General features: G+C 60.6%; 21 protein-coding genes and 1 pseudogene. 19 read left to right on the top strand and 3 right to left on the bottom strand.

Annotation, left to right across the window (positions count from 1 at the left end; translation table 11 throughout):
• The first annotated feature begins 48 nt into the window (after nucleotides 1–48).
• The 19 genes and pseudogenes from ACMHYJ_RS08745 to ACMHYJ_RS08655 form a co-directional block, all read left to right on the top strand.
• Nucleotides 49–600 (top strand): hypothetical protein, encoded by a 552-nt coding sequence (locus ACMHYJ_RS08745; protein WP_368644360.1) that lies wholly within the window; start codon nucleotides 49–51, stop codon nucleotides 598–600.
• Nucleotides 601–790: 190 nt separating this feature from the next.
• A complete protein-coding gene (locus ACMHYJ_RS08740; protein ID WP_269358216.1) occupies nucleotides 791–1171 on the top strand; it encodes a hypothetical protein in 381 nt (126 codons plus the stop codon).
• 37 nt (nucleotides 1172–1208) lie between these two features.
• Nucleotides 1209–1913 (top strand): type IV secretion system protein, encoded by a 705-nt coding sequence (locus ACMHYJ_RS08735; protein ID WP_269358214.1) that lies wholly within the window; start codon nucleotides 1209–1211, stop codon nucleotides 1911–1913.
• Between the two features lie 72 nt (nucleotides 1914–1985).
• Nucleotides 1986–2876, top strand: coding sequence for a type IV secretion system protein (locus ACMHYJ_RS08730; RefSeq protein ID WP_269358212.1), 891 nt, complete (start codon nucleotides 1986–1988; stop codon nucleotides 2874–2876).
• 105 nt (nucleotides 2877–2981) lie between these two features.
• Nucleotides 2982–3119, top strand: a complete 138-nt coding sequence (locus ACMHYJ_RS08725; RefSeq protein ID WP_269358209.1) for a conjugal transfer protein — start codon at nucleotides 2982–2984, stop codon at nucleotides 3117–3119.
• Nucleotides 3120–3122: 3 nt separating this feature from the next.
• Nucleotides 3123–3809 (top strand): virB8 family protein, encoded by a 687-nt coding sequence (locus ACMHYJ_RS08720; RefSeq protein WP_414245798.1) that lies wholly within the window; start codon nucleotides 3123–3125, stop codon nucleotides 3807–3809.
• Between the two features lie 27 nt (nucleotides 3810–3836).
• Nucleotides 3837–4664 carry a P-type conjugative transfer protein VirB9 gene (virB9, locus tag ACMHYJ_RS08715; protein ID WP_269358206.1) on the top strand — a complete coding sequence of 276 codons (828 nt, stop codon included), beginning with the start codon at nucleotides 3837–3839 and terminating at the stop codon, nucleotides 4662–4664.
• A complete protein-coding gene (gene virB10, locus ACMHYJ_RS08710; RefSeq protein ID WP_269358204.1) occupies nucleotides 4661–5764 on the top strand; it encodes a type IV secretion system protein VirB10 in 1104 nt (367 codons plus the stop codon). The genes virB9 and virB10 overlap by 4 nt, the downstream gene beginning before the upstream one ends.
• Nucleotides 5742–6761 carry a P-type DNA transfer ATPase VirB11 gene (virB11, locus tag ACMHYJ_RS08705; protein ID WP_269358202.1) on the top strand — a complete coding sequence of 340 codons (1020 nt, stop codon included), beginning with the start codon at nucleotides 5742–5744 and terminating at the stop codon, nucleotides 6759–6761. Before virB10 ends, virB11 begins: the two co-directional genes overlap by 23 nt.
• Nucleotides 6762–6885: 124 nt before the next feature.
• Complete coding sequence (locus tag ACMHYJ_RS08700; RefSeq protein ID WP_269358200.1) at nucleotides 6886–7806, top strand: TrfA; 921 nt, start codon at nucleotides 6886–6888, stop codon at nucleotides 7804–7806.
• 433 nt (nucleotides 7807–8239) lie between these two features.
• Nucleotides 8240–8710: a hypothetical protein gene (locus ACMHYJ_RS08695; protein WP_269358198.1), complete on the top strand. Its 471-nt coding sequence runs from the start codon at nucleotides 8240–8242 to the stop codon at nucleotides 8708–8710.
• Between the two features lie 20 nt (nucleotides 8711–8730).
• Nucleotides 8731–9213, top strand: coding sequence for a hypothetical protein (locus ACMHYJ_RS08690; RefSeq protein ID WP_269358196.1), 483 nt, complete (start codon nucleotides 8731–8733; stop codon nucleotides 9211–9213).
• Between the two features lie 4 nt (nucleotides 9214–9217).
• Nucleotides 9218–9925 (top strand): StbB family protein, encoded by a 708-nt coding sequence (gene stbB / locus ACMHYJ_RS08685; RefSeq protein ID WP_269358194.1) that lies wholly within the window; start codon nucleotides 9218–9220, stop codon nucleotides 9923–9925.
• Nucleotides 9897–10379, top strand: coding sequence for a hypothetical protein (locus tag ACMHYJ_RS08680; RefSeq protein WP_414245797.1), 483 nt, complete (start codon nucleotides 9897–9899; stop codon nucleotides 10377–10379). The genes stbB and ACMHYJ_RS08680 overlap by 29 nt, the downstream gene beginning before the upstream one ends.
• Nucleotides 10380–10395: 16 nt before the next feature.
• On the top strand, nucleotides 10396–11994 hold the full coding sequence (locus ACMHYJ_RS08675; RefSeq protein WP_269358190.1) for a type IV secretion system DNA-binding domain-containing protein: 1599 nt from the start codon (nucleotides 10396–10398) through the stop codon (nucleotides 11992–11994).
• A gap of 185 nt (nucleotides 11995–12179) precedes the next feature.
• Nucleotides 12180–12548: an IS66 family insertion sequence element accessory protein TnpA gene (gene tnpA, locus ACMHYJ_RS08670; RefSeq protein ID WP_269360395.1), complete on the top strand. Its 369-nt coding sequence runs from the start codon at nucleotides 12180–12182 to the stop codon at nucleotides 12546–12548.
• Nucleotides 12548–12904, top strand: a complete 357-nt coding sequence (gene tnpB, locus ACMHYJ_RS08665; protein ID WP_269360396.1) for an IS66 family insertion sequence element accessory protein TnpB — start codon at nucleotides 12548–12550, stop codon at nucleotides 12902–12904. Before tnpA ends, tnpB begins: the two co-directional genes overlap by 1 nt.
• 206 nt (nucleotides 12905–13110) lie before the next feature.
• Complete coding sequence (gene tnpC / locus ACMHYJ_RS08660; RefSeq protein WP_414245864.1) at nucleotides 13111–14634, top strand: IS66 family transposase; 1524 nt, start codon at nucleotides 13111–13113, stop codon at nucleotides 14632–14634.
• Between the two features lie 22 nt (nucleotides 14635–14656).
• A pseudogene (locus ACMHYJ_RS08655) lies at nucleotides 14657–15046 on the top strand (DUF3363 domain-containing protein); the annotation flags it as partial.
• Between the two features lie 83 nt (nucleotides 15047–15129).
• Here ACMHYJ_RS08655 and ACMHYJ_RS08650 read toward each other — a convergent pair.
• The 3 genes from ACMHYJ_RS08650 to ACMHYJ_RS08640 all read right to left on the bottom strand — a co-directional run bounded on the left by ACMHYJ_RS08650 (nucleotide 15130) and on the right by ACMHYJ_RS08640 (nucleotide 18476).
• The gene (locus ACMHYJ_RS08650) at nucleotides 15130–16536 is read right to left on the bottom strand and encodes a Cu(+)/Ag(+) sensor histidine kinase (RefSeq protein WP_269360380.1); all 1407 of its coding nucleotides are present in this window, start codon (nucleotides 16534–16536) and stop codon (nucleotides 15130–15132) included.
• A 3-nt stretch (nucleotides 16537–16539) separates the two neighbouring features.
• Nucleotides 16540–17223, bottom strand: a complete 684-nt coding sequence (locus ACMHYJ_RS08645; RefSeq protein WP_269360379.1) for a heavy metal response regulator transcription factor — start codon at nucleotides 17221–17223, stop codon at nucleotides 16540–16542.
• Between the two features lie 218 nt (nucleotides 17224–17441).
• A complete protein-coding gene (locus ACMHYJ_RS08640; RefSeq protein WP_269360378.1) occupies nucleotides 17442–18476 on the bottom strand; it encodes a cytochrome D1 domain-containing protein in 1035 nt (344 codons plus the stop codon).
• Nucleotides 18477–18826 lie beyond the last annotated feature (350 nt).

The raw sequence follows: 18826 nt of genomic DNA, 5'->3' as shown, positions 1-18826 counted from the left end.
CTGTTCCGCCTGCTAAGTCAGCTGGCCACCCTCACAAGGAACTACACCATGAAGCATGAACCCCATGCTCAGGATCAGCTACGCGCGGACGAATCGCGCCGCCAGGATCTGGGGCAAGCCCGACAGGATCACCACCACGACCCCGCCTTTTACGACCGCCTGGGCCTGGCTGACCCCGAACCGGAACCCGATCCTCCTGAAGAACGCTTCCTGATTTCGATCTATGGCGAACGCTGGACACTTGAAGACCGGGAAGCAGGCCAATTCAGCGAAGGCACAGCCGAAATCGAACGTGAAACAGTCGATACCGACGAGCTGAAGCGCATCGGCCAGGACTACGGCCTGGACCTGCCTTCTGCCTCCGATCCCCGCCACACGCCGTATCTCTGGTTTTCATCCAGCACCCCGCGCGAGGATCAGGAGTATTTCGGGCAAGGTGTACACAAGTATTACAGCCTGCACATCCACGAAGTGAATGGCCATCGGCCAGAACCGGCAGACATCCAGCGGATTGCCGATGTCATCGGTGTGCGCTTCGATCACCCTCTGCAGCTGCAGGCACCGACGCATGAAAAGGAGGGCCCCGACCTATGTCTGTGACCCCTGCAAACCTTGACCGGCCGCCCACCGCCGACGAAGCGATGGGCATGGCCTGGTGGAACATCCTGAAACCATCGGAACGCGCGACCTGGCTTACAAAAGCTGGGCCCGCCTGCAGCGTGGCTGATGCCTGGGCCGCCTTCAAACGGCACCAGGCGACCCACACCAACCCATCACCACAGGACACCCCATGAACCGACGACATTTCATTGCTGCCACCGGCGCCACCCTGCTGACCATCCTGGCCGGATGCAAGACGGAGCCGGATGGGGAGAAGTTCATCGGGTATTGGAAATCGGACAGCAAATATGATCCCGACGTGATCCACATTGCCCGCAACGGCGACAGTTTCCTGTTCACGGTGGTCGCAAAAGGGCCGCTGGGTGGCGATTATCAGGCACACAAGCTGCCCGCCAAGCTGGATGGGTCGAACAACATCCTGATCGTGGGCGAAAACCGCATCGCCTATGACGAGAAGGCCGACATGATTGTCTCGGGCCAGATGAAGGCACGCCGCGCCACCGAAGCCGAATATCAGGCCATCGCCAAACCGGCCACCACTCAGCCCTGACGCCAGCGCCTACGGGCGCATTCTCCGGAGATTTTCCATGACACGCTGCAAGCAATTCGCGGCGGGCATCGCCCTGTCCGCTGCTTTCATGAACCCTGCCCACGCCAGCGGCATCCCCACCATCGACGCCGCCACTATCGCCCAGCTGCAGGAACAGCTGCTCACCGCCCGAGACCAACTGCAGAACCTGACCGAACAGCTGGCCACCGCCAAAAGCCAGCTGGCCGCCTTCACCCAATCGAGCGGCTATGGCAACGTCGTGGGCAACCCTGACATCCGCCACCAGCTACGCGCTGCTCTGCCCGCCAGTGCTCAGGATCTGCTGGACCGGTCTGGCGGATCCAGTCTGGATAACGATGTCAGCCGGATCACTGATTCAGTGACCGCACCAGTAGACTTTCAGACCGACCGAGCCAAGCTGTCCCAACGCGCCCTGAATATCGAAGCAACCTCCAAGGCCATGAGCCAACGTGCCTACGATTCCATGACTCGACGCCTGGCCAATGTAGATACCCTGCAAGACAAGATCAATCAGACCACCAACCCCAAGGAAATTGCAGAATTGCAGGCACGCATCCAGATCGAACAGGCCAATATCCAGGCCGAACAGGTCCGGATCCAGCTGGCCTCCCAGCAACTGGAGGCCGAACGCAACCTGCTGCAGGCCCGTGCCGAGCGAGTGTATGGAGGCTGGTTTGGGGACAGCGAGACTACCGGCGATGGTGCCGGGACGACTGAGTAAGGCCGCATCATGTCTGGCCTGACTCCCCCCATTACTCAGCCGACCGCACCCAGCGATATTGCCCAGTGGGTCATGACCCAGACCCAAAACACCCTGAACGATGCCGTCACAGGCCCCATGCAAGCCCTGTTCGAAGCCCTGATGCCGGTCATCGTCGTGGGCCTCACACTGCAGTTCGTGGTCTACGCCTTCGCCTTGATGCACGGTCAGGGCGGCATGACCGTCACTGAGTTCTTTCGCAAGGCCATCATGGTCGCCATCATTTCGATCTTCTTCGGAGCCGGTGGCCTGTATCAGGCCGATATCGCTCAGACCATGATCGCTTTACCGGACGATGTCACCCAGATTGCTCTGGGCACCGGCAGTGTGGCCGAGGAAGTGGACAAGCTGCAGACAGAGACCAGCAAGGCCTCCAACACCATGATCGGCAAGGGTGGCAACGGAGCCTGGTACAACGTGTTGCCATCCACCAAAGAAGTCTTGGTCAGCATCCTCGCCACGCTGGTACGCATCAATGCCGCCGTCGTCGGCAGCATCATCATGGTGATTGTCGTCGTCTGCAAGGTAGGCATGGCACTTGTCGTGGCCGCAGGGCCCATCTTTATTGCGGCCACCCTGTTTGAACCCACCAAGCCCCTGTTCAACAGCTGGGTCTCCCAGGCCCTGAACTTCGTATTCCTGGCACTCCTGGCTGGACTCATCTTTGGCCTGCTGCTGCAGTTGAATATCCAGCTGATCCGCATGATCGTCGATCAGATCAACGGCGGTGCCAAGGATATCCTGGGTCTGTACGGTGCCCAACTCTTGGTCGGCATCGCCAGCCTGGTCGTCATGATCATGCTCCCCGGCCTGGCTGCAGGCCTATCCAATGGTTTTGGGGCCCGCCTGGGCATCGGTGCGGCCGCCCACGGTGCCTTCTCGGTGTTGCGCCTGCGCAGCATGTTGCGCCCCCGCGCCAAGTAACCCATCTGCCGACCCTCTGGCCTTCTCAGACCCAGCAATCGGAATTCCCCTTCTCTCATCTGCCTGCCCGGCACGCGCGTCCGGCAGGCCAGGAGCCCATTCCCCATGAAATCCCTCATTACCGCCCTGATGCTGGCTGGCTTTCTGGCTGGCTGCGCCTTTCACGCGCCCCAGCCCCCGCAGCCTGCCGATTCCCCCCGTGTGCCGGTCAATGCCACGCCCCCCTCGTTTGACGGAGCCTGAGCCATGGCCGACACATTGAAATCCGAAGACATCGCGGCCTACTTGGAGCGCTCCCGAGGCCTGGAGCGCGACCATCTGGGCGAACTCATCGCCAGTCGCAAACGGGCCTGGCAGGTGGCGCTCGCCGCTGGCATCCTGGCCCTGGCCGCCGTGGGCGCGGTACTGGGCCTCACGCCCCTGAAGCAGCCTCCGGAAATGTATGTGGTGCGCGTGGACGACGCCACGGGCGGCATCGAGCACGTCAGCCGTCTGGGCCAGCCGCTGGAGGACTACGGTCAGCGCATCGCCAAGTATTTCCTGAACAGCTATGTGCTGAACTGCGAAGGCTACAGCTGGCAGACCATCCAGGAGCAGTTCGATACCTGCGCCCTGCTGTCGTCGCCACCCATCCAGACGGTCTACGGCAAGCGCTTTGAGGGCCCCGAGGCCGTCACTACCCGCCTGGGCACCCAGGGCACGGTGGATGTGCAGGTGCATTCCATCACCCTGGGGGCCAACCAGGCCGCGATCGTGCGTTTTTCCAAGACCGAGCGCGATGTGACCACGAGCGAGACCACCAAGGTGCGCCACCTCATTGCCACCATGGCCTACCAATACGCCGATGTGCCGCTCACCGAAGCCGTGGCCCGGCGCAATCCGCTGGGCTTTCAGGTGACGCGCTACGACCTGGCGGCCGATCTCTCGCGTTGATGTCGAACCGCATCAGAAGGAAATCCCATGTTTGACCACCTCCCCAGTCGTCAGGCGCTGGCCCTGATGCTGAGCCTGGCGCTTGCAGGACCCGCCCTGGCCCTGGAAACCCCCAGATCCTCGCGCCTGGACCATCGTGTGCGCACTGTGAACTACAACGCGGCCGACGTGATCCAGCTGGATGCCGTGATCGGTGTGGCCACCCATATCGTGCTGGCCCCCGACGAACGCTACGTCTATCACGTCTTTGGTGACAGCCAGGCCTACGCCTTTACCTATAAAGACAATCACTTGTTCTTCAAGCCCACGGCCGAGGACGCGAATACCAACCTGATCGTGGTGACCGACCAGCGCGATTACAGTTTTCGGCTGTCCTACAGCGACAGCCGCAGCGCACCGGCCCTCTACAAACTGGTTATCCGGTATCCAGATGCAGAAGCCCGCAAGCGCGACCAGGCCGCACAGCAAGCCGCCATCGAGAGATCCCTGCAGGCCACCCCCACCCGCGTGAATTGGCTCGCCTACACCCGCAGTGGCGACGCCGCGATTGCCCCGGTCCATGCCTGGGACGATGGCCGCCAGACCTGGCTGCAATTCGCACCGGGCGCGGATATCCCGGCGGTCTATCGGGTCACACCCGACGGCCAGGAAGTCATCACCAACTTCCACATGGCAGACGACCGCACCCTGGTGCTGCACCGCACGTCCGCCCTGTGGCATCTGCGCTTGGGTGATCTGGTGCTGGCCATCCATAACGAGACCTTTGGTGCAACGCCGCCACCGGCGCATACCGGGACGACATCGCCTGCCGTGCAGCGCCGGGTGAAGAAAGCCCCAGCAAGGAATATCCTATGAACGATGAACAACCCCACCCGAAGCTAGAGCGCGCGCCGCTGGAGCGCGAACCCCTGGACCTGGGCGACACCGGCCGCAGTGCCCCGCGCGGAGCCCGGGCCTTTCTGTGGCTGACCATCCTCGTGGCCTTTGCAGTCGCTGCGGGCGTACTGGTGAAGGCCTGGAGCCGCGATTCGGAGAAGACCAGTACCACAGGCCTGGAATCTGACCAGAGCGGCATCACCAACCGCCTGACAGCCCCCAAGGTCGAGCGCCCAGCCCCAGCAACCAAGCCAGAAGCACCGCCTCCAGCCACAGAACCAAGCCGCTCCTACTATGTCCCCCCGCCCATGCCTGCCGCTCCGCCACCCGTGGATGAAGTCGCCCAGCGCAGGCTCGCCAGCCCCTTGAACGCGGGTGCGGCCGATGGCGGCGCTGCAGCCAGCCACCCCACGGGGCCCAGTGGGCCACTGGCCGATGCCGGGCCGCTGGCCGACAAGCTGCGGCCGCTGGAGCTCGCCCCATCGGTCGCGGGCCAACTGGGCGACCGCAATTTTCTGCTCACGCAGGGCACGATGATCGACTGCACGCTGCAGACCAAATTGGTCAGCACCCAGGCGGGGCTGTTGACGTGTCTGGCCACCCACGACGTGATGAGCGCTAACGGCAAGGTGAAACTGATCGATGCCGGAACCAAGTTCACGGGCTATCAGTCCGGCGGCATCGTGCAGGGCCAGGCCCGCGCCTTTGTCACCTGGAACCGGCTGGAGACACCCGCTGGCGTCATCGTCAATCTGGGGTCACCGGGCACCGGCCCCTTGGGTGAAGCGGGCCTGGATGGCCATATCGACAATCATTTCTGGCAGCGTTTTGGCAACGCCATCCTGCTGTCGCTGGTCGGAGACTTCGGCAGCTGGGCGGCCAACCAAGGGCAGTCTGGCAGCAACAACATTCGCTTTGACAACACCAGCGAAGGCGGCCAGGAAGTCGTGGCCAAGATCCTGGAAAAGTCGCTCGACATCCCTCCCACCCTCTACAAGAACCAGGGCACACGCATCGGCATCATGGTCGCGCGTGACCTGGACTTCAGCCAAGTCTATGACCTTGAACCCATCCCCTGAGCCGCTGCCCTTTGACCGGGCGATTGCGGTCAAGACCTTTTTGCGGCCGCTCGCCCCCCACCTGGCCGATCCCGCAGTCACCGAGATCGCCATCGTGCGGGCAGGTGAGCTCTACACCCGCATCCGTGGGACCTGGCTGCTGCACGAGTGCGAGATGCTGACCTACCCGCATCTGGAAGCCCTGGCCACGGCCCTGGCGGCCTACAACCACATGGCCAAAGCACCAATTCTGTCGGTGCTGCTGCCGGGCGGCGAACGCGGCCAGATCGTGCAGCCCCCGGCCTGCCTGGATGGGACGATGGCCATCAACATCCGCAAGCACACCCAGGCGGCCTTCACGCTCGATGAACTGCAGGCCCAAGGGGCATTCGATACGGTCGAGGACATCGCTGCGCAACGCGAAGCGGGTAGCCTTTCAGCCATAGACCAGCAGCTCATGGCGCTGAAATCAGCAGGCGACATCCCCGCCTTCCTGCACGCGGCCATTCAGGCACGCAAGAACCTGGTCGTGGCCGGGGCCACGGGATCGGGCAAGACCACCTTTGCCCGCTCGCTCATCGATCGGGTACCCGTCGATGAACGGCTCATCACCATCGAGGACGTGCACGAGCTGATCCTGCCGCGCCACCGCAACTGCATCCATCTCATGTATGGCGGCACGCGCGGCCGGGTCTCGGCCACCGACAGCCTGGCCGCCTGCATGCGCCTGTCCCCGGATCGAATCTTTCTGGCCGAACTGCGCGGCCCCGAGACCTGGGATTACCTGGCGGCCCTGAATACCGGCCATCCGGGGTCGGTCACGACCACCCACGCCAACAGTGCGGCCGATACCTTCGACCGGCTGGCTGTGCTCATCAAACAGTCGCCTACGGGCGGCAATCTGGACCTGGCCACCATCCAGGCCTTTCTGCGCCAGATCGTGGACATCGTGCTGTATTTCGAGCGGTTCCGGCTAAAGGAACTGTGGTTCGAGCCGCGACGGCTTGGGCCTGCGTAAGCAATCCGTCCCTTTCATCATCCACGGCCACGCAGCCTGTTCTGCTGGCCATACCCCCTGTACCCGTGTGAGGCGCTGCACACGACCAGGCAGGCCTTGTGCGGGCCTGTCTGGAGTATTTTTCATGCTGACCCACACCAGCCACCTGACCCGATCCCCTGCTGCCGCAGCCAAGCGCCTGGAAGACGCCATGCGCTTTGCCCACCGTAAGGCCGCAGAGGCCAAAACCCAGTCACCCACCGCAGGGCTCGATATCCGGCCCTTCGTTGTACCCGGTATTTCCGAGACCTCCCGGGCCATCCCCAACCACATCGCTCGCTCTGGCATCTTCGCGCCCATCCGACGCGGGGCCAGCATCATGCACAAGGAAACCATCTTTCTGTCCGCCCGCAACATTCAGATCACGGGCAGCGGCGAGCAGTTATCCGAAGACCATGCCGATATCTGGATGCACGCCATGTACCTGCAAGCCACCAGCCCCGCAGGCCAACAGCCCATCGTGAACCGCGCAGATTTCCTGCGCGGAATCGGGCGCAATACCAGTGGGGCCAGCTACCAATGGCTGCACGAAGGCATGAAGGATCTGGCCCGTTTTTCCCTGTGCATCGAAGCCAGGAGGCCAGACGGATCAGCCAAATACAGCTTTGGCATGCACCCGGCCTGCCGGGTACTGCCCATGATGGGCGGCTTCGACTACGCGGACGGCATCTACATCTTGGTCATCGACCCACGCTGGGCACAGATTTTCGGCAATCGGGAATATGCCCTGATTGACTGGGAGACGCGCCAGAAACTGCGCGGCAATCTCGCCCGCAGCCTGCAGCGACTGATCGCCACCTCCGCCGACACGCAGCAGCGCTACAGCCTGCAGTGGCTGAAGGATCGGGCGCATCACACCGGACACCTGAGAAATTTCCGTGCTGCCCTGCTCAAGGCCCTGGAAGAACTGACAGACCTGAACCTGATTGCCAGCCCCCAGATCGGACTGGAAAAAGGCCGGGAGGTGGCCAGCTGGGTCCGAAATAACGGCCGGTCGGCATCGTAATAACAAGGCGCTCGAAAGCCTGAAACCAGGACCAAAAAACCGGCTGAAATCAGCCTGTGGATAAGCGACCACGACCATCGTAATAAGAAGGCGGGCGCATCGTAATAAGAAGGCGCTTTATCGTAATAAGAAGGCGTTTTCGTCGTAATAAGAAGGCGGGAACAAGTGCTGAAACGCAGCATTCATGCGGGTTTCCAGCCATCGAAATCATGCTCTACCTTTCTTCTACCTTATCTCTATCAGAAGCGGTCTGTGGATAAGTCCGTCTGCCGTCCAGCCTGATCACCTCATCCCCAGTCCATCTCAGCCTGCCACGCTGCACAGCCGCTTTGGCGGCTGCATCGGTCAGCAAGTGATCGACATCGGCCCGCTCGGGCCACACCCCACCCATTCCCCCATCACCGCCCTGAACCCGCAGGGCCAAGGAGTTCTCATGTCCCAGAACCCACACGCAAATCTCGACACCCGGCTGCTCGCCATCGCCCATCGGGCCGCCCGTGAGGGCATCGGCGCACTGAGCCTGGGCGAAGCGCTAACTGCCGCCCTGGTGCTGGATCGCGGCGACTGGCTGCAGGAACGCGGCTACAGCATCGCTGACGCGCTGGATCGCATCGGCTGCGACTGGGCCGCCCGCATCCCGACGGTTGCCCGGCAGTTCCAGATGGAGCTGGCCCAGGCCCGGCTGCGCTTCTCGTTCGAGATCGTGCCGCGTGAAGGCGACGGCGAAGGCTACCTGCTGCGTCTGCTCGATCACAACCAGGAAGTCGGCTGCGGGTACTTCCCCGCCCGTGGCCAGTCCGTGCGCTTTGCCGACGATCAATGCGCCTACGACGAAGCCCACGCCGCTGGCCTGGCCTGGCTGGACGGCAAACAAGCCGCCGTGCTGCCCGCCCTGCATCACTGAATCCTCACTCAAGGCCTTTCATGACTGACAACCCGCTCAAACCCGATCCCATCGCCCGTTATCGTGCCGTGCTGGAGAGTCTGGATCCGCGCCTGCGCCAGGCCGCGAAGCTGCGGGCCCTGTACCCGATCATCGAACCCCAGGTGGCTGCAGGCGTGCCTCACGCCGCCATCATGGAGGATCTGGCCGCCGCAGGCCTGCCGGTGCGGCATAACACCTACATCACCACGCTGCGCCGCTGGCGCAAAGCCAGGCGGCAGGCCGCTGAAGAAGCAAGTCAGGCGACCGCCACACCCGCAGTCGAGCCTGACACGACACCCGACTCCAAACCCACTGCACCACCACTGGATGCCATCCAGGGGAGACCGAGCCGCATCCAGACCCCAGGGGATCTACGCAAGATCCGCGACATGCGCATCGACCTCGATGCCCTGCGCCGCGAAGGCCTGGCCAACCGGGCCAAGACCTCCCAAAACACCGAAACCCAACACGACAAGGAATAAACCCATGAAAGTCGCAGTCCTGAACTACACCGGATCGGTCGGCAAGACCGTCGTCGCCTCGCACCTGCTCGCGCCCCGCATGAACGGCGCCCAGATCTTTGCCGTGGAGTCCACCAACGAAACCGGCGCGGACCTGGGCCTGGAAGTCGATCAACTGCGCGGCGAACACTTCGGCAGGCTCTTTCGAGAACTGCTCACCCGTGACGATGCCATCGTGGACGTCGGGGCCAGCAACATCGAGGATTTCCTGAACCACATGATGCGCTACGAAGGCGCGCACGAGGAAATGAGCTGCTTTGTGCTGCCCGTCATCAACACCGGCAAGGCCCAGCGCGAAACCATTAAGACCGTGGCCGCCCTGGCCGAGCTGGGTGTGGATCCCGATCGGGTGCGCATCCTGTTCAACCGAGTCGAGTCCAGTGTCGAGGATGAATTCCCCTCAATCCTCGCCTATGCAGCGAAGACTGGCGAAGTGCAGGCTAACCCCAAGGCCGCCGTCTATGAAAACGAAGTCTTCGAGCTGCTGGCCGATCTGCGCACCACGCTCGCCGACGTGTTGGCCGATCAGACGGACTACCGGGCGCTCTTGAAGGCCGCTGACCGCAGCGACCATGCGCGGATTTCGCAGCTGAGCAATCGGCACGCCTTGCGCGCCCTGGCCCAGCCCGTGGATCGGCAGATGAATGCAGCCTTTGCAGCGCTCTTTGCCTGATCCCGCCATGGACGCGCCCCAGCCCCCAGGCCCGGCCCCGGGCCACGCCCGCACGAAGCTCGATCTGCTGTACCACGATGTGCTGGGCGAAGTCGCCAGCCTCGTGGATCGGCTCGAAGCGGTCAGCGCAAGCCTGGATGCCGCCCAGCAGCAGATCCAGGCCGTGGCCGACACCCAACAGATCCTGCCCCAGCAACTGGCCCGGCATCTCGCCACCACCCTGGAAGCCACCGCCAGGCCCATCCACCTGCAGCACCGGCAGGCCATCCAGGCCATGCTGGATGCGACCGGCACCCGGCTGGATCGCCTGGCCCAGGAGGCAGCCCAGTGCGCCCGCGTCACGCACCAAGCCGCCCGGCGCATGGCGCTCATCGCCGTGGTTGTTGGCGGTACCGCCGGGGTGCTGGGCGGGCTGCTCGCTGGCCTGGCGCTGGGCCAGTGGCTGATCCTCTGATTCTGCAAAGGCCATCATGTCTACCTTGGTCTCCCCCATCACCCGGCGGCGTATCGCCGCCTTTTCCCTGGCGCTCTTTCCCATCGGGACCTGGACGACCGCTGCCACCTACGGCAGCGGCATCGCCTGGCGCGACTGGAATCGCCAGATGGCCTGGCATTTCGTGAAACTCACCCCCAGCTATCCCTTGCTCTATGGAGCGCTGGGTGTGGGCCTGGTACTGGCCCTGGCCTTGATCCTCTTTATCGGTCGCACCGCGAAGACCGAAGGTTTCGAGGGGGCCGCCTACAAGCGATTCGTGCGCGGCACCCGGATGACCACGGCCAAACACCTGGCAAAGCTCTGCACAGAACCTGGCAAACAACAGATCGACGTGGCAGGCATCCCCATGCCCACGGCGAACGAAAACCTGCACCTGTTGGTGAGCGGTGCCACGGGGTCCGGTAAGTCGGTGCTGCTGCGCAATATGGCGGCGTCTGTGCTCGCGCGATCTCGCAGCCGCCGGTACCAGCTGCCCGGCCAGGCACCCGTGCGCAACGACCGCATGATCGTCATCGACCCGAACGGCGATCTGCTCAGCAAATTCTGGCAACCCGGCGACGTGATTCTCAACCCCTATGATGTCAGAAGCGAAGGCTGGTCCTTCTTCAACGAAGTTCGTGCCGACTACGACTGGAAGCGCCTCGCGCATTCCCTGGTGCCCATGAGCCAGGACAAGAACGCCGAGGAATGGAACGATTTCGGGCGGCTGCTGCTGCGCGAAACGGCGAAGAAGCTGCACCAGTTGCAAGGGACGGAGGCCAGCATCATGGATCTGTTCCGGCTGTGCACCATCGAGGATCCCAAGGTGCTGAAGCAGTTCCTGGACGGCACCTTGGCCGAATCCCTGTTTGTCGGATCCAGCGAAGCCAGCAAGGCCCTGTCGTCGGCCCGGTTCGTGCTGTCCAACAAGTTGTCGGAACACACCAGCATGAAGCCTGGCCCCTTCTCCATCCGCGACTGGCTGGATCAGCCCGACGGCGGCGACCTGTATATCAACTGGCGCGAAGACATGATGAGCTCCATGCGGCCCCTGGTGTCGTCCTGGGCGGATGTTTTCATCACCTCAATTCTGTCCATGCCCGAGGGCACCGACAGACGCTGGTGGCTGTTCATTGACGAACTGGCGAGCCTGGAGGCCTTGCCGTCACTGGAAGCAGGCTTGACCAAAGGCCGCAAGAATGGGCTGCGCATCATCGCGGGCCTGCAGAGCACATCGCAGCTGGAACATCTGTACGGGCGCACTATGGCCACCACCATCCGGGCGAGCTTCCGCAACCTGGTCGTGCTGGGTGGATCCCGTACCGACCCGCAGACTGCCAGAGACATGAGCGAAAGCCTTGGCAAACATGAGGTCGAGCGGCCAAAATACAGCGTCAGCCGCAGCGTCGATCATCGGAACACGTCGGATAATATGGATCGGACGATTGAGGACATCGTGACAGCGGCACAGATTCAGGCGCTGCCGGTGCTGGAGGGGTATGTGGCGTTGGCGGGGGATTTTCCGGTGGCGAGGGTGCGAATGCCGTTCCAGCGGTTCAATGGACACGTTGCGCCATTCCAGAGTGGAAAATGACTGCAATCGGCCACGACCCGTCGCTCGAATTCCTTGGCTGAACGGCAGAAATAGGTTGATTGCGGAAGGTCACTGCAGGCTGCTTGGTGGCACCTCCCTGGTAAACGCTCCATTTTTCCCATGATTGTTCGCGCCCGCTCTGTGGGGCATCGTATCGGTTCTGCAAGCAAACAGGAGAACCGAGGATGTCGACGAGTCGAGGACCAGGGCAGGCCTGGTGGGAAATGCACCTTGACGCGATAGCGCGCGAGGGCATTGGCGCCACGGCCTACGCGCAGCGTGAGGGGTTGCCGGTCTCAAGCCTGTATTATTGGCGCCGGCGCCTCAAAGCCCTGGAGCGGAAGGCTCAGGTGCCCGTCAAGGCGGTGGCTGCGCCGGTTGCGCGCCAGTTTGTGCCGGTCAGCGTGGGTCCGCTCGCCGCTGTCGATCACCCTGTCGCGGCGGATCGCCATGTACTGGTGCTGGGCGCTGGCCTGCGTCTGGAGCTGCCCGGCTTGCCCAGCCCGCAGTGGCTGGCGCAGGTGCGTCAGGCGCTGACTGAGCAGGTGCATTGATGCACCCGGGAGTGGCGATTGGGCAGGTCTACTTGTGCTGCGTGCCGGTGGACTTTCGCAAGCAGATCGACGGGCTGGCCGCGCTGGTGCAAAGCGAGCTGGAACTGGATGTCTTCGGCGATACGTTATTCGTGTTCGTGAATCGCCAGCGCAACCGCATCAAGATTCTGTATTGGCATCGCAACGGCTTTTGCCTTTGGCAGAAGCGGCTGGAGAAAGAGCGCTTTGCCTGGCCCGCGCCAGGCGCGCAAGCGACCGTGACACTCACCCCCAAAGAGTTGGAGTGGCTGTTGGAAGGGTTTGATTTATGGGCGAATTATCCTCATAAAACACTGAAATATCAGTCAGTTATGTGATAATTCTGGTATAATTATGCATGTCTGATCGCCCTGCAGCCACCCCATCCTTCCCCCCTGAGCTCAGCCCCGAAATCGGCGCTGTGCCGACCTCGGTTGAAGCCTTCCAGGCGGCATTGAAAGCCGAGCGCGAAAAGACGCTGGCCGAGTTACGGGCCACGCTGCAGGCGCAGAACGAAACCCACCTTCACGCCTTGCGTTCGGCGATGCAATCCGAGTTCGAGAGGAAGCTGCAAGAAGGGATTGCCGCCGGCGTCGCCACAGGGGTCGCCGAGGCGGTGCAACGCATCCTTGAGCAATGGCGCTTGGCCCGGCATCAGGTGTTCGGCCCCAGTAGCGAGTCGCACCAGGGCGAGCTGTTTAACGAAGTGGAAGCCTTGGCCGAGCAGGCCGCTGATCTCGAAGACGCACACGAGGGCGCGCCCGCGCACAACACGCCTCGCCCCAAGCGCGGTCATCGCCGCGCTTTGCCGCCCGAGCTGCCCCGCGTCGAGTTCCTGGTCGATGTCCCCGAAGCAGAACGCCAATGCGCCTGCGGCACCCCCATGGTGCGTATCGGCGAAGACGTGAGTGAACAGCTGGACATCGTGCCGATGCAAATCCGCGTGATCCGCACGGTGCGCCCGCGCTACGCCTGCCCCAAGGGCGATCAGGCACCGGTACAGCAGCCGGCACCGGCGCAGGTCCTGCCGCGCAGCAACTTCAGCGCCGGGTTCCTGGCGATGATGGCGGTGGTGAAGTATGTCGACGGCCTGCCTCTGGCGCGCTTCGAGAAGGTGATGGCCCGCCACCAGGTGGACGTCCCACGCCAGAGCATGACGCGGGCCATGATCAGGCTCGCCCAGGCCTTGCAGCCGCTGCACAATCTGGCCCGCGACACCTTGCTGGATGCGCCCGTCATCCACATGGATGAAACCACGGTTCAAGTGTTGAAAGAACCAGGGCGAAGTCCGACCTCTAAAAGTTATATGTGGGTGCAGCGCGGCGGGCCGCCGGGGCGCACGGTGGTGTTGTTTGATTACGAGGCGAGCCGTTCGGGGCAGATACCGGTACGCCTGCTCGAAGGCTGGCAGGGTTACCTGATGACCGACGGGTACGAAGGCTACGCGCCGGTGGCGCGCCTGCCCGGTGTGGAGCACCTGGCGTGCGCAGCCCATGCTCGGCGCAAGTTCGTCGAAGCCAAACGGGTCAGCCCCAAAGGCAAGAGTGCCCGCGCAGACCACGCGCTGGATCTGTTCGCCCGGCTGTATCGTATCGAGGCCAAGCTGAAAACAGCGAGCGATGCGCAGCGCTTCGAGGCGCGCCAGACCCACAGCCTGCCGATCCTGCAAAAGCTGCGTGCATGGTTGGATGAAACCCTGCCGGGGGTCACGCCCAGGAGCAAGCTGGGCGCGTTGGGATATCTGCACAAGGTCTGGCCGCGCCTGATCCGCTATACCGAGTGCGGCGATTTGCCCATCGATAACAACCCCGCAGAAAACGCCATCAGGCCGTTTGTGATTGGCAGAAAAGCGTGGCTTTTTGCGGATACCCCGGCGGGTGCACACGCCAGCGCGGTACTGTATTCGCTGCTGGAAACGGCCAAGGCCAACGGGCGCGAGCCCTATGCGTGGCTGCGCTTTGTGCTGGAACACCTGCCGATGGCCCAAACAGTGGACGAAATCGAGGCGCTGTTGCCGTGGAATACTCATGACCAAGATTTAGCCATGAATCTCGCCGCCTGGGAATAATGGGGGAGATGCACCGCTTACCGGCGGTGAGGCCAAGTTAGCTTTGCAGCGGCGTGCCGACTTTCTCGAAGAACAGGGACTGGCCCAGCGGCGCGGGCAGCGCGTGATTCTGGTGCGCAACCTGCTAGGCACACTGCGCGATCGGGAACTGACGCAGGCCGCGAAGGACATTGCCGCCGATATCGGACTGGAGCATCGACCGGTAGCCGACGGGCAGCGCGTGGCCGGCATTTACCGGCGCTCTGTCATGCTCGCCAGCGGGCGCTACGCGATGCTCGATGACGGCATGGGGTTCAGCTTGGTGCCGTGGAAGCCGGTGATTGAGAAGAAACTGGGACAGCAGATCGCCGTGACGGTGCGTGGCGGGAGCGTGTCGTGGGAGATGGGGAGGCAGCGTAGCCTTGTTGTTTGAGATTTGCTTTGCCATTAGCTGTCAACCTCAGTGAATAGTCACTTTCTGAACGTTACTATCCAGTGATGGATAGGCATTGATTCTCAATAGCTGATCAATGGCAGACTGATTTTGAATTCCGTGGCTTCAGAGGTGGAGCTTGCCCGGATCTTGCCGCCATGGGCCTCCACAATAGATTTGGCTATCGCCAGCCCTAGACCCGCTCCTTCTATGCTGCGTTGACGTGAAGCATCCATCCGGTAAAACCTTTCGAAAATTCGGTCAATGTGCTCCGCGGGAATGACGGGGCCCGGATTCTTGACGCGTATCGTCGCGACTTTCTCGCTCGACTCCAGGATCACGTTGATGATGTGTCCTGCCGGTGTATAGCGAATGGCATTGGATAGTACGTTGCTCAGCGCTCGGCGAATCATCAGCCTATCCCCTTGCACGCATATCTGTTTGCCGGAGAGTTTCAGCTCCACCTCACGCTCTTCAGCCCATGCGCCAAAGTAATCGAAGAGATTGCGCATTTCGGCCTCCAAGTCAACCTTGACGAGTTCGGGCTTGAGCAAATTGTTATCTGCTTGCGCTAAAAATAGCATGTCGCCAACCATTTTTGCCATACGTTCGTACTCTTCGAGGTTGGAGTACAGAACCTCGCGATATTGCTCGATGCTGCGTGACTGAGAAAGAGCGACTTCAGTCTGTGTTTTCAGATTTGTAATCGGCGTCCGTAATTCATGCGCAATATCCGCAGAAAAACCAGATAAACGTCGGAACACATCCTCCAGTCGTTCGATCATGTCATTGAATGAAATGGACAGTTCCACCAATTCCGCTGGCACGGTGTGAGGTTCCAGCCGGATATGCAATTGATCGGATTTGATGTTTCGTATTTCCCGGCTGATTCGCCGAATGGGGGCATGCCCTTGATAGACGGCCAACCAAGTGGCCAGAATCGCGATCAGGCAGGCAACAGTCGTGATGATGCGAAGATAGGTGCGAAAGCTTTCCAGATAGTGCAAATGGAAGTTGATGCCAGTTGCAACTGCGATAGTGAATATTTTCGCTCCAGGAGTGCTGTCTGAGATGGTGCGTAGAACGGCTCCTCGGAATGTTTCCCCATGATCTTGCCATGTCCCGACAGTTTCGATGGAAATCTTCTGGACGGGTCGGGAAACTTTCGCGAAACGACCCAGATCTGATCCAGGTGAGGCATAAATCTGCACACCGGTTTCAGAGGAAATATAGTATTGCGCATTGTGGTGTCCGGATACCGCAGTGGCAAACCGCTCTTTCAAGTCGTCAGGCGTGGCATTTGAAGGTAACGTGGCCAAGGTATGCTGTAGAACCTGAACAACAGCATTGAGTTCATCGACATCCTGCTGGACGAAATGCTCATTAATGGACCGCTCAATCATCCAGCCGAAGGTGAGGAGCACGAATGTAATCACAGCCCCTATTGAGACGGTGAGCCGTACTGCCAAGGAAGCGGGGCGTCGAGCCATCTGTCAGTCCGGGAGAGTGACATCCAGCATGTAGCCCATGCCGCGTACCGTATGGATAAGCTTGGGCTCGAAGTCGTCGTCGATTTTTGCGCGCAGGCGTCTTATTGCGACATCAATGACATTCGTATCGCTGTCAAAATTCATATCCCATACCTGGGACGCAATGAGCGACCGGGGCAATACCTCACCCTGACGACGAACCATAAGCTCCAGCAGTGCGAACTCTTTGTTGGTAAGGGTGATGCGTCTCTCCTGGCGTTCGGCACGACGGCGTGGGATATCAAGGACAAGGTCAGCGACCTGCAGCTTGTCTTGAAAAGCGGAGGCGGCACCGCGACGCAGCAAGGTACGTACGCGCGCCAGCAGTTCCGAAAAAGCGAATGGCTTGACCAAGTAGTCATCAGCGCCAAGCTCCAGCCCTTTTACGCGATCTTCCACGCTGTCTCTTGCCGTCAGAAAGAGCACGGGTGTAGAGGACTTCGCATCCCGAAGCGCCTGCACGATTCGCCAGCCGTCCACATCCGGCAACATGACATCCAGAATGATCAGATCGTACGCACCTGTAAGCGCCAAGTGATGTCCATCAAGGCCGGTACGAGCCAGATCCACAATAAATCCGGCTTCTGTCAAGCCTTGACGGACATAGTCTCCTGTTTTGACCTCGTCTTCGACCACGAGCAGCTTCATGGCTGGACACCTCTCTTCATCAACATTATGTGGATGACTGTAATCCTACCGTACTGTCGTGGACATGACATAAGCATTACATTTATGTAATGCTTATGTCATTCTGATGAAATGGATCCACCATTTCGAAGTCGCAATATTTGTTTTTTTGTAGAACGGGGGTCGGTTTGCAATCCGCATTGACTGCGCGATAAGCTTGCCCGCATACCCTCCCTCGGTTAAGGGAGGCTACGATATGTGATCCCGTTGGGATTGGGTCCGACCTGGTAGGTGGCAACCACTTTTTTGGTGCCGACATCGATCGCGCTCACGCTATTGTCAAGGGTATTGGTGACGAAGACATATTTTCCGTCTCCGCTCGCGACTACCCCATGGGCGCCTTTGCCCGTCACCACCGTCTCGATCACGCTCTGGTTTCGGGTGTCGATAACCGATACCGTATTATCCGGCTTAGTGTCGCTTCCCTGGTTGGCCACAAACATCGTATCGCCGGCGCCGGCATATAGCTGGATTGGGCCACGGCCGACATTGATCTGGTTGATGACTTTTCTTGTAGCAATATCGATGACTGCGACGCTGTTCTCATCTCGCAATGAGACATATACCTGCTTGCCGTCCTTTGTGAATGCCACTTGCACGGGCGCTTGCCCAACAGAAATTCTGGCTGTTTCCTTGATGGTTTTAGGATCAATGACGGACACAGAGTTATCGCTGAGATTCGCGACGTAAAGTTCGCGTCCATCCGGGCTTAACCGCAGGCCGTGAGGATAAGCGCCGGTGGCAACTTCAGCGGTAAGTTTCCCTGCTTGGGTGTCCACGACGGACAATTGGTTTGCATCCGCGTTCGTGATATAGGCGTAGCGGCCATCCGGGCTGGTGACGACATGAGCAGGATGGTCGCCTGAAGGCAGCGTTTTCAGCACTTTATCAAGTTGATCTACATCCAGGATCAGCAGGCCAGCATCCCCATGGCTGTCGATGTCAACACCATGCCCATTACCATGCCCGCCTCCTTCCGCTTTTGCTGTGCCGACAGCGAGCAATGTTTTTCCGTCAGGAGCAATCTGCACATTGTGGGGTATGACGCTGATCTGAGTCGTTTTTACATCGCCTGTGTTTAGCGTGATTTTGCTAATGGATCCGTCTCCTTCATTAGCGCTATACACGACTCCGTTAGGAAGGGATGATGCATGGACCATGCTGGCGGAAAAAGCGAGGGTGACAGCCAGAAGAATGGGACGAAGTTTGAGCATGATGCCTCCAATATAGACAGGAAAAGAGAACCTGCTTGCTGACCAAGTGCCAGAGCGAAAGTCTCACCTTTCGGACGAGATCAAGCGAAGCAATATCAATGCGACACCGGCGATGCCCTTGCATCGTGGCGAAGAAACTTCGACCGACGGGTCGGAGCTCTTCACAACAGGGCCGATAGTCGAAACTATATGGTTTCGCTTCTGACGTAACTATTACCCTGAGATTACATGTTTGTAATACATGTCCCTGCAATGTATGCAAGGTGCTGCATTGCCTGGGTTTTCAATGGAATTTCAAGAAAGTCAGGAGTGCAATATGAAGATGACAAAGATGTAATGTTGAAGCAATC

The organism is Castellaniella hirudinis, from assembly GCF_047468865.1.
GTDB lineage: Bacteria > Pseudomonadota > Gammaproteobacteria > Burkholderiales > Burkholderiaceae_B > Castellaniella > Castellaniella hirudinis_A.
Note: the sequence above shows the minus strand (reverse complement) of the source record. Positions and strands in the feature narration are given on the sequence as shown.

Bases quoted from the DNA above. Each gene is read 5' to 3' on its own strand.
- ACMHYJ_RS08690 (WP_269358196.1), top strand. From the start codon at position 8,731: ATGACTGACAACCCGCTCAAACCCGATCCCATCGCCCGTTATCGTGCC.
- ACMHYJ_RS08735 (WP_269358214.1), top strand. From the start codon at position 1,209: ATGACACGCTGCAAGCAATTCGCGGCGGGCATCGCCCTGTCCGCTGCT.
- ACMHYJ_RS08725 (WP_269358209.1), top strand. From the start codon at position 2,982: ATGAAATCCCTCATTACCGCCCTGATGCTGGCTGGCTTTCTGGCTGGC.
- virB11 (WP_269358202.1), top strand. From the start codon at position 5,742: ATGACCTTGAACCCATCCCCTGAGCCGCTGCCCTTTGACCGGGCGATT.
- ACMHYJ_RS08730 (WP_269358212.1), top strand. From the start codon at position 1,986: ATGACCCAGACCCAAAACACCCTGAACGATGCCGTCACAGGCCCCATG.
- ACMHYJ_RS08640 (WP_269360378.1), bottom strand. From the start codon at position 18,476: ATGCTCAAACTTCGTCCCATTCTTCTGGCTGTCACCCTCGCTTTTTCC.
- ACMHYJ_RS08700 (WP_269358200.1), top strand. From the start codon at position 6,886: ATGCTGACCCACACCAGCCACCTGACCCGATCCCCTGCTGCCGCAGCC.
- ACMHYJ_RS08745 (WP_368644360.1), top strand. From the start codon at position 49: ATGAAGCATGAACCCCATGCTCAGGATCAGCTACGCGCGGACGAATCG.
- ACMHYJ_RS08675 (WP_269358190.1), top strand. From the start codon at position 10,396: ATGTCTACCTTGGTCTCCCCCATCACCCGGCGGCGTATCGCCGCCTTT.
- tnpA (WP_269360395.1), top strand. From the start codon at position 12,180: ATGTCGACGAGTCGAGGACCAGGGCAGGCCTGGTGGGAAATGCACCTT.
- virB9 (WP_269358206.1), top strand. From the start codon at position 3,837: ATGTTTGACCACCTCCCCAGTCGTCAGGCGCTGGCCCTGATGCTGAGC.
- virB10 (WP_269358204.1), top strand. From the start codon at position 4,661: ATGAACGATGAACAACCCCACCCGAAGCTAGAGCGCGCGCCGCTGGAG.
- tnpC (WP_414245864.1), top strand. From the start codon at position 13,111: ATGCAATCCGAGTTCGAGAGGAAGCTGCAAGAAGGGATTGCCGCCGGC.
- ACMHYJ_RS08720 (WP_414245798.1), top strand. From the start codon at position 3,123: ATGGCCGACACATTGAAATCCGAAGACATCGCGGCCTACTTGGAGCGC.
- stbB (WP_269358194.1), top strand. From the start codon at position 9,218: ATGAAAGTCGCAGTCCTGAACTACACCGGATCGGTCGGCAAGACCGTC.
- ACMHYJ_RS08645 (WP_269360379.1), bottom strand. From the start codon at position 17,223: ATGAAGCTGCTCGTGGTCGAAGACGAGGTCAAAACAGGAGACTATGTC.
- ACMHYJ_RS08695 (WP_269358198.1), top strand. From the start codon at position 8,240: ATGTCCCAGAACCCACACGCAAATCTCGACACCCGGCTGCTCGCCATC.
- ACMHYJ_RS08740 (WP_269358216.1), top strand. From the start codon at position 791: ATGAACCGACGACATTTCATTGCTGCCACCGGCGCCACCCTGCTGACC.
- ACMHYJ_RS08650 (WP_269360380.1), bottom strand. From the start codon at position 16,536: ATGGCTCGACGCCCCGCTTCCTTGGCAGTACGGCTCACCGTCTCAATA.
- ACMHYJ_RS08680 (WP_414245797.1), top strand. From the start codon at position 9,897: ATGCAGCCTTTGCAGCGCTCTTTGCCTGATCCCGCCATGGACGCGCCC.
- tnpB (WP_269360396.1), top strand. From the start codon at position 12,548: ATGCACCCGGGAGTGGCGATTGGGCAGGTCTACTTGTGCTGCGTGCCG.